This is a genomic window from Actinomadura sp. CNU-125 (genome assembly GCF_001942465.1).
Lineage (GTDB): Bacteria > Actinomycetota > Actinomycetes > Streptosporangiales > Streptosporangiaceae > Spirillospora.
Genome location: NZ_MKJY01000578.1, coordinates 21,740 through 36,474 on the forward strand (window position 1 = coordinate 21,740; position 14,735 = coordinate 36,474).

The window sequence follows — 14,735 nt, forward strand, 5'->3', positions numbered from 1 at the left end:
GAGTTTACATGTTCATGGGGTTATCTTGTGGATGTTCCGAAGGTTTCTTCGGGTGTTCCGGAGGAGTCAGGAGCCTCCCCGGCTTCGCCGGGAGGCTCCTGACTCCTCCCCGGCCTGAAGGCTGAGGCATCGCCCGGATCGCCGCCGTGAACTCGGCCTCGTTCTCCACGTTCGGGCACTCGCTCGCCGGGCACCGCTCGAACCGGATGTCGCCGGACGTCGGCGTCGTCGGCTCACCGAACGCCAGATTGACGACGTCCCACGCGGGCGGGACGTCCGCCATCCGGACATATCCGGACCCGTTCGCGAAGCTCGCGTGCAGGTACCCGATCAGCGCGTGCCGCGGCAGGCCCGCGTCCGCGCACCCCTCGGTCGTCCCGGTCACCGCCGCCGACCTCCCCGACTCGCCCGCGTCGCCGAACGCGACCACCTCGTAGGTGTGGGTGCTGCACGCGTCCAGGCCGGTGAGCGTCGCGGACGTCCCGGACACCGTCGCCCGCGCGTCCGGCCCCTCGTACACGCGGTAGCCGGTGGCGCCGTCGACGGCGCCCCAGGTCAGCCCGATCGAACCGGCGGTGACGGCGCCGAGCCGCAGACCGCCCGGGGTCGCCGGGACGCCCGGGAGCGGGCCGCCCGGACCGTCCAGTTCGACGTCGTCCGCGTAGTACGTCCCGGCGCCGTACCAGCCGTGCAGGTAGACCTCCGCCTCCGTCTGGTCGGGGCCGGTCGTGAACGACACGGACAGCTTCGTGTACTCGGCCGCCGACGGCGTCCACGTGCGCTCGCCGCCGGTCACGCCCAGGTACACGTAGGTGCCGCGCACCCACGCCGACAGCGTGTACTCGGTGCCGGGCAGCACCCGGACCCGCTGCGCGCACCGTCCGTTGCCGCCCGCCGTGACCCCGCCCGCCAGCGCGTGCGCGCCCGTCCGGACCGGGTCGCCGACGGCCGCCGAACCGGACGCGCACGTCCAGCCGTCCAGCGACCCCCGCTCGAACCCGCCGTTGGCCAGGACGTTCGCCGCGTGCGCCGCCGGGATCCCGACGAGGAGACCGGCCGCGAGCGTCATCGCGAAGAGAAGACCGCGCATGTCGTCCCCCTACGGCAGCGTGTCGAGGTGGGCGCCGACCGTCCGGGCGAAGCCGCCGCCGTTGGTGACGTCCCAGTTGATCGACCACGTCATCGCGCCCCGGATGTCCGGGTACGTCCGCGTCGGACGGAACGCGCCGCAGTTCGTGCCGCGCGCGAGGCAGTCGAGCGCGTCCGTCACCGCCGACGGTGCGACCACACCGCCGCCCGCCGCGCCCGGCCCCGCGGGCAGCCCGAGCGCCACCTGGTCGGCGCGCAGCCCGTTGCGCAGTTGGATGCAGGCCAGCGCCGTCATGAAGTCGACCGAGCCCTGCGAGTAGACCTGCTGGTCGCAGCCCAGCATCGCGCCCGAGTTGTAGTACTGCATGTGGACGACGGTCAGGATGTCCTTGATGTTCAGCGCGAGCTGGAAGTACGACCGGCCGGTCGACTGCATGTCGATCGTCTGCGGCGCCATCGTGATGATCAGCCCGGCGCCCGCCTTCGCGCGCAGCGACCGCAGCGCCTCCGCCATGTACGTCGGGTTCAGCCCGTTCTCCAGGTCGATGTCGACGCCGTCGAACCCGTACTCGTTCATCAGCCCGAACACCGAATCCGCGAAGACCGCCGCGGCCGCCGCACTGTCGACCCGAACCGTCCCCTTCTCGCCGCCGACCGACAGGATGACCTTCTTCCCCTGTGCCTGCAGCGCGGCGACGTCCGCCTTGAACTGCGCGTCGGTGTACCCGCCGACGGCCGCCGACAGGCCGGGGTCGACGCCGAACACGACCTCGCCCGCCTGGGACGTGGCCTCACCGAACGCGACGGCGACGAGGTCGTACGCGTCCGGCGTCGCCGACAGCTTCAGTTCCTGCGCGGGGTTCTCGAAGTTGTGCCAGTAGCCCGTGAGGAAGTGCCGCGGCAGCGGCCCGGTCGCGCACCCGGTCGTGGTCCCCGTGACGTCGCTCCCGGCCGACTCGCCCGCGGCGTCGAACGCCTTCACGGTGAACGTGTGCGTGGTGCAGGCTTCCAGGCCCTCGATCGTCGCGGTGGTTCCGGTGATGCTCGCGCGGACGTCCGTCCCCGCGTACACCCGGTACCCGTCGGGCGCCCCCGCGCTCGCCGTCCACGACAGCGTCAGGGAGGTGTCCGACCGCCCGGTGACCTGCGGCGATCCCGGTGCGCCGAGCCCGCCGCCGTCCGGCGCGCCGGTGCAGGGGCTCCCGTTGAACGTGCAGTTCTCCGGTGCGCCCGGCCCGCTCCCGAGGAACCCGAACGAGACCTCGCCGCCGGGCGGGATCGTCGCGTTCCAGCCCCGGTCGGTGAACGTGTGGTGGTTCCCGTCACTGGTCAGCGACGCGTCCCAGAACGAGCCGACGCTCGTCCCGGCGGGCAGGTCGAACTCGACGCGCCACCCGTCGATCGCGGCGGCGGAGCCGTTGGTCAGGGTGAACCGGGCCTGCCAGCCCGACCCCCAGTCGGCGGTCTTCTCGAACGTCGCGGCCGGCGCGGCGGCGGCCAGCGCGGGCGGCGGGACCAGCAGGACGAGCAGCAGTGCGGCGAGGACGCCGACGAACGAACGCGTGCGCAAGACTCACTCCACGGCACGGTAGGAAGCGGACGGACGTTCCCCCGAACCCCGAAGCGATCGCGATCTATTAGGAAGGTTTCCTAATTGGTGGCACGTTAACCACGAGTTCGTCCCCCGACAACCCTCGACCACGACCGATTCGCCGGGCCAGTTCAACCAGCGCAGCTAGACACCCGAACCACCGGCCGCCCCCGCGCAACATTGGCGAACAATGCCGAAGAACCCCTCCGCCTTCGGCGATCTCCGCCAACCCGCCCGACGACCCGCCACGCCGCCGGACGGTGCGCGCCCAAGCGCGGGCGGCCGCGTTGTGATCTTTGCGGGGCGGGCGGTGTCGGCGTGCGGCATGATCGGCGTCTCCCGATCGGTGAAGGAGTTCGCGTGGGCGGTATGCAGGTGCACGGGCCCTATGCCCCGCTCTTCGAGGAGAACGGGACGGAGCGGTGCGAGGGCACGGACCTCGACGTGCGGGTACTGGTCGCGGGGCTGTCGTCCGTGGTCAAGGACGGCCTCCGGTACCGCGAGCTGCCGTGGAGCCGGTTCCGCGGCCCCTACGGATCGGTCGACGAGGTCCCCGATTATCTGGACGCTCTGCAAAGCGACGGCGAGTCGGCCGATCGTGCGCTCCGGGACCTGGAGGCGGACCTGTGGCACCAGGGTGGCACGTACGCCCCGGCGGCGCTGGCGGCGCCGTTCCTGGTACGGATCGCGGCCGCGTCCCCACGTCAGCGGACCGGAATCCTGTGCATCCTCGGGGCGACGGGACGGCGGCCGCACTTCGGCGACGGCTCGCGCGCCGGTCTGCTCCGGGCCATCGAGGGAGAGATGTACGACACGCAGGGTTACCCCGCGCACTGGACGGTCGAGGCGGTGCGGGGCGTGATCGCCGCCGACGCGGCGATGCTCCTGCCGATGCTCGCGGATCCGGAACCCGCGGTACGGAGCATGTCCGGTTACGTCCTCGCCGCCGCCGCGGCGGCGCCCGGGATCTCCGCGGCGCTGCGCGACCGGCTCGCCGTCGAGGACGTCCCGGACGTGCGGGCGGGCCTGGTCCTGGCGATCGCGCAGCGGGCCCGGGAGCACCACGACCCGCGGTCCGCCGCCGCGTGGGCCCGCGCGCTGTGGGCGGACGCGGGGCGGCCCGCCGAGATCCGGGTGAGCGCCGCGGTGGCGTGGCTGGCCCTGGTGGACGACCCGGTGCCCGGCGCGCTCCTCGACGCGCTCGCGGGCACGGTCACCGACGACGTGGCGCGCGTCATGGACGACGTGCCGTGGATCCGCGACGTCGACTACGGCGGGACGGGGCTGAACCGCTGCCTGGTGCAGATGCTCGGGACGGACGCGCGGGACGTGCTCGGCATCGACGCGGCGCCGTGGCGGAGCAGCGACCCCTTCGCGTGACGCCGACGGCCGACGGCCGACGGCCGGCGCGGCTTGGCGACACCTTGGCCCCGGACGCACCTTGTCGTGGCGTCCTGCGGGAACACCTCGGCAAACGTCGCATATCGGGAGGAATCGTGAGCGAGCCGACCGACCGGAACGAGCTGCTGGGGGAGCGGGCCAAGCGGTTCGAGCGGGAGATCACCGACGAGCGCCACCGGGAGGAGGCGCGGCGGACGCACCGGCTCGGGTTGCCCCCGGCCGACTCGATCGAGGATCGGGACCGGGCGTCCACCTTCCAGCGTGGCGAACTGCCCCACTTCTCCGGTATCACCACCTTCCTCAAGGCCCCCTACCTGGAGGACGTGAACCGGGTGGGGGAGTACGAGGTCGCGGTCGTCGGCGCGCCCCTCGACACCGGCACGACGTACCGTCCGGGTCCGCGCTTCGGGCCGCAGGGCATGCGCCACATCTCGGCCCTCTACACCCCGTACTACTACGAGATGGGCGTCGACCTGCGCGAACAGCTGTCGATGGTGGACGTCGGCGACATCTTCGTCACCCCGGCGAACATCGAGAAGGCGTTCGACCAGATCACCAAGGGCGTCGAGCATCTGGTCGGCCAGGGCGTGTTCCCCGTCGTCCTCGGCGGCGACCACTCGATCGGGTTCCCCACGGCGCGCGGGGTGATGAACGCGTTCGGCCGCAAGATCGGCGTCATCCACTTCGATCGCCATCTCGACACCCAGCGCCGTGACCTGGACGAACGGATGCACACCACGCCGTACTACTGGGCGGCGCACGAGCTGCACTTCGACATGGGCAACCTCGTGCAGATCGGCATCGGCGGGTGGCAGGTGCCGCGCGCGGGCGTCGCGGAGGCGCGGGAGGGCGGATCGGTGGTGATCACCGTCGAGGACGTCGAGCGGCTCGGCGTCGACCGGGTCGCGACCTGGCCCTGGAGGTCGCGTGGGGCGGCGGCGCGGAGGGCGTGTACCTGTCGTTCGACATCGACGCAGTCGACCCCGGTTTCGCGCCCGGCACCGGCTGGCCGGAGCCGGGCGGCCTGTACCCGCGCGAGGTGCTGAAACTCGTCCGCCGGTTCGCGGCGGAGGGGCTGCTCGGGATGGAGGTCGTCGAGGTGTCGCCGCCCTACGACGTGTCGGACGTGACGAGCCTGCTGGGCGTCCGGCTGGTCTGCGAGGCGCTCGCGGCGGGCGTCGGGGCGGGCCGCCTCGGCCGGGCCCGGGACGGCCGCCCGCACGCGCCGGGCGCGCGCGGGCGACCGTCCGCGGGGTTGATCAGGTGGCCGCCTTCGCGACCGGACGGTCCGCGCCCTCGTCCAGCCCGCCCCGTGCGGGCGCGCGGCCGTGCCGCATGAGCAGCGCGATCAGGAGGCCGACGGCCCCGACGACGCCCGCGAAGAAGAAGCCGTTCGTGAAGGCGCCGGGCTCGTACACGACGCCGCGCCCGGTCGTCACCACGTGGTCGGCCATGATGATGCCGGTCACGGTGCTGCCGATCGAGGCGAACATGAGCGAGTTCATCGCGCCGATCGTGTTCCCGACGCCGCTGTAGGACGCCGGGAGCGCGTCCTGGACGAGGTTGGCGTTCGACGAGTGCAGGCAGCCCACCGCGATGCCGGCCAGCAGGCTCTTCAGCGCCACCTGCCAGTACACGTTCGGGAGCTGCGCGCCCACGTACATGGTCATGATGAACAGGACGGCCGCGGCGATCAGCACCCGCCGGGCGCCGACCCGCTTGGCGAGGTACCCGCCGACGGGCCCGACGGCCATCGACATGAGGCCGAGCGGCGCCGTCCACAGCGCGTACTCGATCGCCGAGAGCCCCGCGCCGTAGGTGGTCCCGGCGGCGCCGTCGGGCGTCCGCAGCATCGTCGGCGACATCAGCGCGTGCGCGTTCATCATGTACGACACGCAGCCGACGGCGAGCAGCGTCGGGCCGAAGCGGCGGCCGAACAGCACCCGCGGCTCGATCAGCGCGCCGCCGTCCGCTGCCGCACCACGAACCCGACCGCCAGGACGGCCGCGCCGCCGAACAGGGCGAGCGCGATCGGGGACGTCCAGCCGTCCTCGGACCCGCGGGACAGCCCGTACAGGCCGAGCGCGACGGCGGGCCCGAACATGATCGAGCCGAGGTAGTCGATCCGGGTGTCGGAACGGGCCGGGCTCTCCGGGATGAGCGCCGCGTACAGCGGGAGCAGCACCGCCATGTAGGCGACCAGGAACCAGAAGACGCCGCGGTAGCCGAAACCGTCGATGAGGAAGCCCGCGACGAACGGGCCGACGACGGCCGACATGCCGACCCCGGTGACCACCATGCCGAGCGCGACGGGAACGTAGCTGCGCGGCATGATGTCGCGGACCAGGCTGTAGGAGAGCCCCACGATCCCGACCATCGCGCCCTGCACGGCCCGTCCGGCCAGCAGCAGCGGGAACGAGGTCGTCGTCGCGCACAGCAGGCTGCCCGCGAGGAACGCGCAGCCGAGGATGAGGATGACGCGCTTCTTGCCCCACCGGTCGGCGGCCCGGCCGACCAGCGGCATGACGGTCGCCCCGGCGAGGGTGACGATGCTGATCACCCAGGCGATGTCGGTGGTCCGGAAGTGGGCGGCCATCTCCGGCAGGGCCGGGGTGACCATGAGGATTTCGAAGGTCGCGATCTCCGAGAACAGGATGATCACGGCGAGGGCGAGCAGGAGGCGGTGCCGGGGCGGCGCGCCGTGACGGGGTGAGATCGGAGCGCCATGGGGTCCTTCGGATCGGGTGCTGCGCGGCGCCGTGCGTTCTTCCACGGCCGTTTTTAATGCTTTCCGAAGTTCGATTAGTGACTCCGGTCACGCAAGGACGATCCCGCTCAGTGGGACTAAAATCCGGATGCGTCGGCAACGGAATACCGACGAGTTAAGTGTGGTTTCTTAACCGCGCTCAGGCGGTGAGGTACGGGGCCCGCAGGAGCGCGGCGAGCATCGCGTTCAGGTCCGCGACGACCTGGTCCGCGGACGCCGCGGCGCCCGTCGTCGCGCGCTGCCGCTCGAAGTCGGCCAGCAGCCGGAACGCCGTCATGCCCTGCCAGCGCAGCCGCCGCTCGAACTCGGCGTCCGGCAGGTCCGGCAGCAGCCGGCGCAGCTCGCGGCGCATGTACCGCAGGCCCGGCGGGTCCGGCGGACCGGCCGGTCCGGGCCCCCACGGCGCGTCGAGCATCGGGTGGTCCATGACGTTGGCGAGGAAACGCAGGTACCAGGTCCGCTCGCTGGACGCGGTGATCGTCTCCGCCAGCGGAAGTATCAGCAGGTCGATGAGCTGGGGGACGGTCGGTGCGGCGGGGCCGGCGCGGAGCGCGTCCACGAGTTCGGCGCGGCGCGCGTCCACGTCCGCCGAGCGGGCCTCGATGATCGCCGCGATCAGGCCGTCCTTGGACCCGAAGTGGTACTGCGCCGCGGAGTTGTTGCGCTGCCCGGCCTCGATGCCGACCGTGCGCAGCGACACCGACTCGACGCCGAACTCGGCGAACAGCCGCTCGGCGACGTCGATGAGCTTCGCGCGGGTGTCCCGCGTGCCGACCGTCCCGCTCCCGTCGCTCACGGCCGTCAGCCTACAAGAGCCCCGATGGCGGCGGCTCTTGACGTGTTAAGAAACGTGTCTTACTCTCCCCGGGAGCTATGGCATGACGTCGTGGAGGTGTGCTGAAGGTGTTTCCCGATAACCAGCAGAAGACCGCGGAATCGGCGTTCGGATTGTTCAGTGCCGGGCAGGCGCGGCGTATTTTCTCCAGGGAGCACGGGTCCGGGTTGGAGCCGGTCGTCATCGAGGCGGCGCCGCGCACCTTCTACATCCAGCCCGGCATGGTGAACGTCGCGCTCTTCGAGACCGACGAGGGCCTGCTCCTCGTCGACTGCGGCTGCGCGGGCGACGGCCCCGCCCTGCTCGCGGCCGTCCGCTCGGTCAGCGACAAGCCGCTGCACACCGTCGTCTACACGCACGGGCACAGCGACCACGCGTTCGGGCTGTGGGCGTTCCTCGACGCGGGCGAACGCCCCCGCGTCGTCGCGCACGAGAACGTCCCGGCGCATTTCCGCCGCTACATGAAGACCGCCGGGCTGAACGGGCGCGTCAACGGGCAGCTCCCCGGACCGGACGGCAAGACGTGGGCGTCCGAGGAGTCCGACTTCGTCTGGCCGGACGAGACGTACCGCGACCGGCTCACGCTCACCATCGGCGGCGAGCGGTTCGAGCTGTTCCACGGCAAGGGCGAGACCGACGACGCGACGTGGGTGTGGGCCCCCGACCGTCGCGTCCTGGCCGCCGGTGACCTGGTGACCGGCTACCTGCCCAACGCGGGCAACCCCAAGAAGGTGCAGCGCTACGCCGAGGAATGGGCCGACGCCGCCGACGCGATGGCCGCGCTGCGCCCCGAGACGATCATCCCCGGGCACGGCGACCTGGTGCACGGCGCCGCCGCGATCCAGGATGAACTGGGCGCGATGGCCCGTTACCTGCGGCACATCGTCGCGCACGCCATCGACGGCCTCAACGCCGGACGGACGCCCGACGACATCGTCGAGTCGCTGCGGATCCCGGACGACCTGGCCCGCCACCCGCGCCTCCAGGCGATCTACGACCGGCCGGAGTTCATCTGCCGCAACGTCGTGCGGCGCTACGGCGGCTGGTGGAACGGCCACCCGGCCGACCTGCTGCCCGCCCCGGCGGACGCCCGCGCCGCCGAGATCGCCCGGCTCGCGGGCGGCACCGCCGTGCTCGCCGCCCGCGCCCGCGAACTCCAGGACACCGACCCGCGCCTGGCCTGCCACCTCGCCGAATGGGCGTTCCTCGCCGACCGCGCCGACCCCGCCGCGCAGGACTGCTACGTCGACGTCCTGGAGCGCCGCGCGGCCGCCGAACCGTCCCTGATGGCGCAGGTCAACTTCCGGGTGAGCCGCGCCTGGGTCGCCGAAGCCCGCAAGGCGGCCGTCCGGAACGGGGACAGGGGATGAGCGGGCGTCGCCCGAACGTGGTCGTCGTCCTGCTGGACGACGTCGGCTACGGCGCCGCCGGGACGTTCGGCGGGCCGATCGCCACGCCGACGCTCGACGCGATGCGCGCCGAGGGCCTCGCCTACAACCGGTTCCACACGACGGCGATCTGCTCGCCGACCCGGGCGTCGCTGCTGACCGGACGGGACGCGCACGCGTCCGGCGTCGGGACCGTCCTCAACAGCGCCAACGCCCACCCCGGCTACGAGGGGGTGCTCCGCCCGGAGACCGCCACGATCGCGACGATGCTGCGGCAGGCCGGGTACGCGACGGCCTGCATCGGCAAGTGGCACCTGTCGCCGCCGTGGGAGTCGTCGCAGGCGGGGCCGTTCGACCGCTGGCCGACCGGGCAGGGTTTCGACCGGTTCTACGGGTTCCTCGGCGGCGAGACCCACCAGTACCAGCCGACCCTGTACGAGGGGACGGCGCCCGTCGAACCGCCGTCCGACCCCGGCTACCACCTGACCGAGGACCTCGTCGACCAGTCGATCCGCTGGGTCCGGATGCAGCGGTCGATGAACCCCGACCGTCCGTTCTTCCTGTACCTCGCGCCGGGCGCGACGCACGCGCCGCTGCACGTCCCGCGCGAGTGGAGCGACCGCTACCGGGGCCGGTTCGCGCACGGCTGGGACGCCGAGCGGGACCGCATCCTCGAACGGCAGATCGAGCGCGGCGTCGTCCCCGCGGGGACCCGCATGACGCCGCGTCCCGCCGAGATCCCCGCGTGGGACGACCTCGGCGACGACGAGCGGCGGCTCGCCGAGCGGTTGATGGAGGTCTACGCGGGGTTCCTGGAGCACACGGACGTCCAGGTCGGACGGCTCGTCGAGGAGCTGAAGCGCGACGGCGGCCTGTTCGACGACACGCTGTTCGTCTACATCGTCGGCGACAACGGCAGCAGCGCCGAGGGCGGGCTGCCCGGCAGCGTCAACTACATGGGCGCGCTCCAGGGCGTCACCGAGTCGCCGGCCGAGACCCTCGCGAAACTGGACGAGATCGGCACCGCCGAGTCCTACCCGCAGTACCCGGCCGGGTGGGCGTGGGCGATGACCGCCCCCTACCAGTGGGTCAAGCAGATCGCCTCGCACCTCGGCGGCACCCGCAACCCGATGGCGCTGACCTGGCCGAACGGCGTCGCCTCCGGCGGGCTGCGCAGCCAGTTCGCGCACGTCAACGACATCGCGCCGACGATCCTGGAGGCCGCCGGGCTGGCGATGCCCGACACGGTGAACGGTGTCCCGCAGGAGCCGATGCACGGGACGAGCCTCGTCTACTCCTTCGACGACCCGGACGCGCCCGAACGCCACACCACGCAGTACTTCGAGGTCTACGGGCACCGCTCGATCTACCACGAGGGGTGGATGGCGTCGGCGCACCACGGCGGCGTCCCGTGGACGGTCGGGCGGCCCGGCGTCGACCGCCCGTTCGAGGACGACGTGTGGGAGCTGTACGACCTCGAAACCGACTTCAGCCAGGCCGTCGACCTCGCGGACGCCGAACCCGAACGCCTCGCCGAACTGCGGGCGATCTTCGAACGGGAGGCGGGCCGCGTCGGGATCCTGCCGCTGCGCGACGCCCGCGTCGCCCGCACCCGCATGCCGAACCTCGCCGCCGGGCGGAAGCGGTTCACCTACCATCCGGGCGCGGTCGGGATCCCCGAGAGCAACGCGCCGCGCATGATCGGCCGGTCCTGGACGATCGAGGCGCCGGTGACCGTGACCGGCCGGGCGAGCGGGGTCATCGCGACGATGGGCGGGCGCGCGGCCGGCTGGTCCCTGTACGTGGACGGCGCCGGACGTCCGGTCTTCGTCTACCGCACCTTCGAGATCGCGACCGCCGAACTGGCCCCCGACCTGCCGCTTTCGCCGGGCCCGCACATCCTGCGGGTCGATTTCACGGCGGACGGCGACGGCGTGGGCCGCGGCGGCACGCTCGTCCTGACGGTGGACGGGACGCGCGCCGCCGCCGACCGCATCGCCGCGACCCCGCCCGCGATCTTCTCCATCGACGAGACCTTCGACATCGGCCTGACCAGCGGCTCCCCGGTCGGGGACCACCCGCCCGCCTTCCCGTTCCGGGGCGGTGAGATCGAGCGGGTCGACATCGCCCTTGACTGACGGTGCGAGAGCGGTGCGAAGGCGGCCCCGGCCCGCGATAGGTTGACCCGATGCCGACAGTAATTGGCGCAACGTCAGTAAGAGCTGCCCGGCGGCCGCGGCCGGTATCGTCGGAGCCCGGACGGGCGAGGACGGTGAGGACCGGATGAGCGACGGTGCGACGGGTGACGGGAGGACGCCGCCGCGACGCGTCCGCAAGGAGCCGGACGTGCGGCGCGACCAGATCCTGGCGTGCGCGCGCCGGTTGTTCAGCCGCCGTCCGTACGCCGAGGTGTCCAACACCGAGATCGCGGCCGCCGCCGGGGTCAGCCGGGGGCTGCTGAACCACTACTTCGGCACCAAACGCGACCTGTACCTGGCGGCCGTGAGCCAGATGATGAACGTGCCGCCGATCCCGATCCCGGCGTTCGTGGAGGGCACGGCGGTGCGCGACCGCGTCGGGCAGAGCCTCGACGCGTGGCTCGAACTGCTGGAACGCAACCGGGAGACGTGGGTCGCCGCCCTCGACATGACCGCCTCGGGCGGCGACGAGGACCTGGAGAAGATCCTCGCGCAGGGCCGCGACCGCGCCGTCGACCACATGACCGAGGTCGTCGGCCTCACCCCGCTGTCGCGGGAGCGCCCCGAGATCCGCGCGGCCTTCCACGGCTACGCCGCGCTCGCGGTCGCCACCAGCCGCGAGTGGCTCAAGAGCGGGCGGCTGACCAGGGCGCAGGTTCACCTGCTCCTCCAGGAGGTCCTGCTGAACCTCGTCGACCAGGTTCCCCGTCTCCTGGAGGACGCGGCGGCGGTGGCGTCCCCCGAGTGACCGCCGTCCCCGCGGGGACGGGCTCGTGGTGCGGCACCGCGGCGACGGCCAGGACCGACAGGCCCAGCGCGAGCGCGCCGTACGCGCCCGGCCACGGGTCGCCGTAGAGGACGGCCGACATGGGCAGCAGGTACGTCTTGGCGACGGCCGTCGCGACCAGCCCGACGACCGCCAACCGGCAGCGTTGCAGGGCGATCTGCAACTGCCCCAAGGCGAGCAGGGCCGTGAACGCGAACAGGTAAAGGTACGGGGACGCGGCAAGCGCGCGCGGGGAGGCCCCGAGGTCGGCGGCCCCGAGGAGCATCAGTTCGGCCGTCCCGGTGAGCAGGCCGACGCTCACGGCGAGCGCCACCCCGGTCAGCGGGCGCGCGTGGACGCCCTTGCCTGGGCGTTCGACCGTCAGGAACATCACCGACGGCGCGAGCAGCGAGGGCAGCACCACCGCCAGGACGCGCGCGGCGCCGGGCGCCGCGGCCCCCGACGCGTCCGGAAGGTCGCCGCGCCGAGCGGCGCGCCGAACGACGCGTCCCGGGCGAACAGCAGCGTCGCCGCGGCCAGCAGCAGGACGCAGCCCCACTCGCGGAGCCCGAGGCGTTCGCCGAGGATCGGCACCGCGAACACGAGCAGGACGGCCAGGCCCGCGAGGAACATCGGCTGCGCCTCGACCGGGGTCAGCCCGGTCAGCGCCGCGACCTGGACGGTCGCGCCGCCGCCCAGCACGACCGCGCCGGTCGCCCACAACCGGCTGCCGAGCAGTGCCGCCGCCAGCCGGTGCGGACGGTCGCCGCGCAGCGGCGGCATGCCGTCGGCGGCGAGTTTGAAGTAGGCCAGCCCGCCGAAGTACAGCCCGGTGGACAGGAGGGCGAGCACCAGATGAAAAGGCAGGGGGTGGTCCGGCATGGCTGCCTTCCGGCCGCCCGCGACCCGGCGGGGCGCGCTCCGCCGGGTCGCGAGCGGCGGCTCGGAGGGATATCGATCGAAGGAACCGGGGACGGTCAGGGCTTGTGCGGGTCCCAGAGGTCGAAGCGGTTGGGCAGGCCCGCGGCGAACCGCGCGTCATCGTCGTCGTAGAAGCCCTGGAACTCGTCGGGCAGGTACATCTCGAACAGCTTGGCCTTCTCGCCGCCGACGCCGGAGGCGTCCAGGATCGCGTTCGCGGCCTTGCGGCCCGCCTCGTTCGCGCCCTCCATGGTCGCGAGGTTGATGTCGGCGCGGACGTAGTCGGAGGCCAGGAACAGGTTCGACAGGCCGGTGGCGGCCTCGGGCCGGTGGTACCACGAACTCGGCTTGTTGATCATGAGCGGCTCGTCGTTGGCGACCTGCCCGGTGCCGTTGCCGGTGATGGCCGGGTCGATGAAGTAGGAGTGGATGTTGAGGTCGTTCAGGATGATCCCGCCCCAGGGGAGCGCCTTGCGGATCTGCGCTTTGACCTCGTTGAAGATCTGCTCGTCGGTGCACTCGCGGGCCGTCTTGCCGTACAGGATGCCCTTGCGGTCCCAGGCGGAGATGTCGATGGACAGGCACTCGCCCACCTGCCCGTCGCCGTAGGTGGAGCGGAAGTCCTTCTTCCAGAACTGCTCCTGGCTGATCGAGGTCAGCGCCCACGGCTGCGCGGTGTAGGCGACGTGGCCCTTGGCCAGGGAGATCGGCTGCCGCAGGTAGATCATGATGCCGTTCATCCAGTCGGTCGTCAGCTCGCGCAGCGACTTCAGGGACGGGTCGGCGGCCAGCAGGTCGTCGTTGAGCAGCGGGACTGCGCGCTCGACCGGGACCGCGAGGACGTAGTGGTCGGCCTCCACGTTCGTCGTCCCGCCCGCGCCCCTGACCTGCGCGCCGCTGATCCGCTTGCCCTCGACGGACAGGCCGGTCAGCGTCGCGTCCGCCTGGAACCGGACGCCGAGCGAGCGCAGATGCGCGATCCAGGGGTCGATGAGCGCCTCGTTGGTGGGGGCGTTGAGCAGCCGGTCCGGGGCCTTGTAGCCGCCCAGGCCCAGCGTGCTGTAGACCCACGCCTCGGCCATCTTGCCCATGGTGTGCGCGCCCGCCTTGTCGGGCTTGGCCGCCACCAGCGTGCTGGTGAACATGTCGACCAGGAGCTCCTGGTACGCCTTGGACTGCTTCTCCGAGTGCACGAACTCGGCGAAGCTCATGTGCTCCCACTGCTTGAGCCGCCGCTCGGGGCCGCTGGTGACGAACGCGATCATCTTCTGCAGGAAGTATCCGACCTGCACGATCGGGACCTTCCCGCCGACGTCCAGGGCGGTCTTGAGGAACGTCAGCAGCGAGTCGGGGCTGAGCGTGCCGATGATGCTGCCCCGCGCGGGCAGCACGAACTTGGTGCCGTTGTAGAACGCGGCGACCTCGGAGCCGTCGGTGAGGTTGCCCGCCGCGTTGCCGCCGCCCGCCAGGGGGATGCGGCTCATGGTGTCGGGCAGGTTCTGGTAGAAGCCGGGGAAGAACCGGAACCCGTGCTCGCCCGGCAGCGGCGCGCGGCCGCCGGTCCCGGTGTCGGGCACCGGCATGCTGCGGCACTTGCCGCCCCACGCCTTCCGCTCGTAGATCGTGACCTGGAAGCCGCGTTCGGCCAGCTCGTGCGCCACGGTCAGCCCGCCCATGCCGCCGCCGAACACCGCCACGCGCGACCGCGGCGTGTTCGAACTGTTCCGGACGGCGGGCGCCGCCGAGTCCGTCCCGATGCCCGACACGGGCGAACCGCCC

13 protein-coding genes are annotated in these 14,735 nt (G+C 72.2%); 6 read left to right on the forward strand and 7 right to left on the reverse strand.

The annotated features are described in order from the left end of the window. Positions 1–4 precede the first annotated feature (4 nt). Positions 5–1,090 carry a carbohydrate binding domain-containing protein gene (locus tag BJF79_RS45130; RefSeq protein WP_075906795.1) on the reverse strand — a complete coding sequence of 362 codons (1,086 nt, stop codon included), beginning with the start codon at positions 1,088–1,090 and terminating at the stop codon, positions 5–7. Positions 1,091–1,099: 9 nt separating this feature from the next. After that, positions 1,100–2,659 (reverse strand): chitinase, encoded by a 1,560-nt coding sequence (locus BJF79_RS45135; protein WP_075906797.1) that lies wholly within the window; start codon positions 2,657–2,659, stop codon positions 1,100–1,102. Positions 2,660–3,040: 381 nt separating this feature from the next. Between BJF79_RS45135 and BJF79_RS45140 the strand changes: the two genes are divergently transcribed. The 3 genes from BJF79_RS45140 to BJF79_RS64575 all read left to right on the forward strand — a co-directional run bounded on the left by BJF79_RS45140 (position 3,041) and on the right by BJF79_RS64575 (position 5,420). After that, complete coding sequence (locus BJF79_RS45140) at positions 3,041–4,060, forward strand: HEAT repeat domain-containing protein (RefSeq protein WP_143220940.1); 1,020 nt, start codon at positions 3,041–3,043, stop codon at positions 4,058–4,060. A gap of 116 nt (positions 4,061–4,176) precedes the next feature. Then, positions 4,177–5,127, forward strand: a complete 951-nt coding sequence (locus tag BJF79_RS45145; protein WP_075906801.1) for an agmatinase family protein — start codon at positions 4,177–4,179, stop codon at positions 5,125–5,127. Further along, positions 5,031–5,420 (forward strand): arginase family protein, encoded by a 390-nt coding sequence (locus tag BJF79_RS64575; protein ID WP_075906803.1) that lies wholly within the window; start codon positions 5,031–5,033, stop codon positions 5,418–5,420. Before BJF79_RS45145 ends, BJF79_RS64575 begins: the two co-directional genes overlap by 97 nt. Here the strand turns inward: BJF79_RS64575 and BJF79_RS64580 are convergent. The 3 genes from BJF79_RS64580 to BJF79_RS45160 all read right to left on the reverse strand — a co-directional run bounded on the left by BJF79_RS64580 (position 5,341) and on the right by BJF79_RS45160 (position 7,644). After that, on the reverse strand, positions 5,341–6,024 hold the full coding sequence (locus tag BJF79_RS64580; protein WP_262403517.1) for an MFS transporter: 684 nt from the start codon (positions 6,022–6,024) through the stop codon (positions 5,341–5,343). The genes BJF79_RS64575 and BJF79_RS64580 overlap by 80 nt on opposite strands. A gap of 11 nt (positions 6,025–6,035) precedes the next feature. After that, positions 6,036–6,854: an MFS transporter gene (locus BJF79_RS64585; RefSeq protein WP_262403518.1), complete on the reverse strand. Its 819-nt coding sequence runs from the start codon at positions 6,852–6,854 to the stop codon at positions 6,036–6,038. 133 nt (positions 6,855–6,987) lie between these two features. Continuing rightward, positions 6,988–7,644 (reverse strand): TetR/AcrR family transcriptional regulator, encoded by a 657-nt coding sequence (locus BJF79_RS45160; protein ID WP_075906804.1) that lies wholly within the window; start codon positions 7,642–7,644, stop codon positions 6,988–6,990. 98 nt (positions 7,645–7,742) lie between these two features. On the opposite strand from BJF79_RS45160, the gene BJF79_RS54800 reads away from it, so the two are divergent. The 3 genes from BJF79_RS54800 to BJF79_RS45175 all read left to right on the forward strand — a co-directional run bounded on the left by BJF79_RS54800 (position 7,743) and on the right by BJF79_RS45175 (position 12,017). Next, positions 7,743–9,053 carry an MBL fold metallo-hydrolase gene (locus BJF79_RS54800; RefSeq protein ID WP_143220942.1) on the forward strand — a complete coding sequence of 437 codons (1,311 nt, stop codon included), beginning with the start codon at positions 7,743–7,745 and terminating at the stop codon, positions 9,051–9,053. Beyond that, positions 9,050–11,209: an arylsulfatase gene (locus BJF79_RS45170; RefSeq protein WP_075906806.1), complete on the forward strand. Its 2,160-nt coding sequence runs from the start codon at positions 9,050–9,052 to the stop codon at positions 11,207–11,209. Before BJF79_RS54800 ends, BJF79_RS45170 begins: the two co-directional genes overlap by 4 nt. A gap of 145 nt (positions 11,210–11,354) precedes the next feature. Continuing rightward, entirely contained in the window at positions 11,355–12,017 is a 663-nt protein-coding gene (locus tag BJF79_RS45175; RefSeq protein WP_075906808.1) for a TetR/AcrR family transcriptional regulator, read from the forward strand. 408 nt (positions 12,018–12,425) lie between these two features. Here BJF79_RS45175 and BJF79_RS45180 read toward each other — a convergent pair whose 3' ends face one another. Together BJF79_RS45180 and BJF79_RS45185 are read right to left on the reverse strand one after the other, a co-directional pair. Beyond that, a complete protein-coding gene (locus BJF79_RS45180; protein ID WP_143220943.1) occupies positions 12,426–12,917 on the reverse strand; it encodes a hypothetical protein in 492 nt (163 codons plus the stop codon). 95 nt (positions 12,918–13,012) lie between these two features. After that, positions 13,013–14,735: FAD-dependent oxidoreductase (locus BJF79_RS45185; protein WP_262403519.1), on the reverse strand; the 1,723-nt coding region annotated here is incomplete at its 5' end.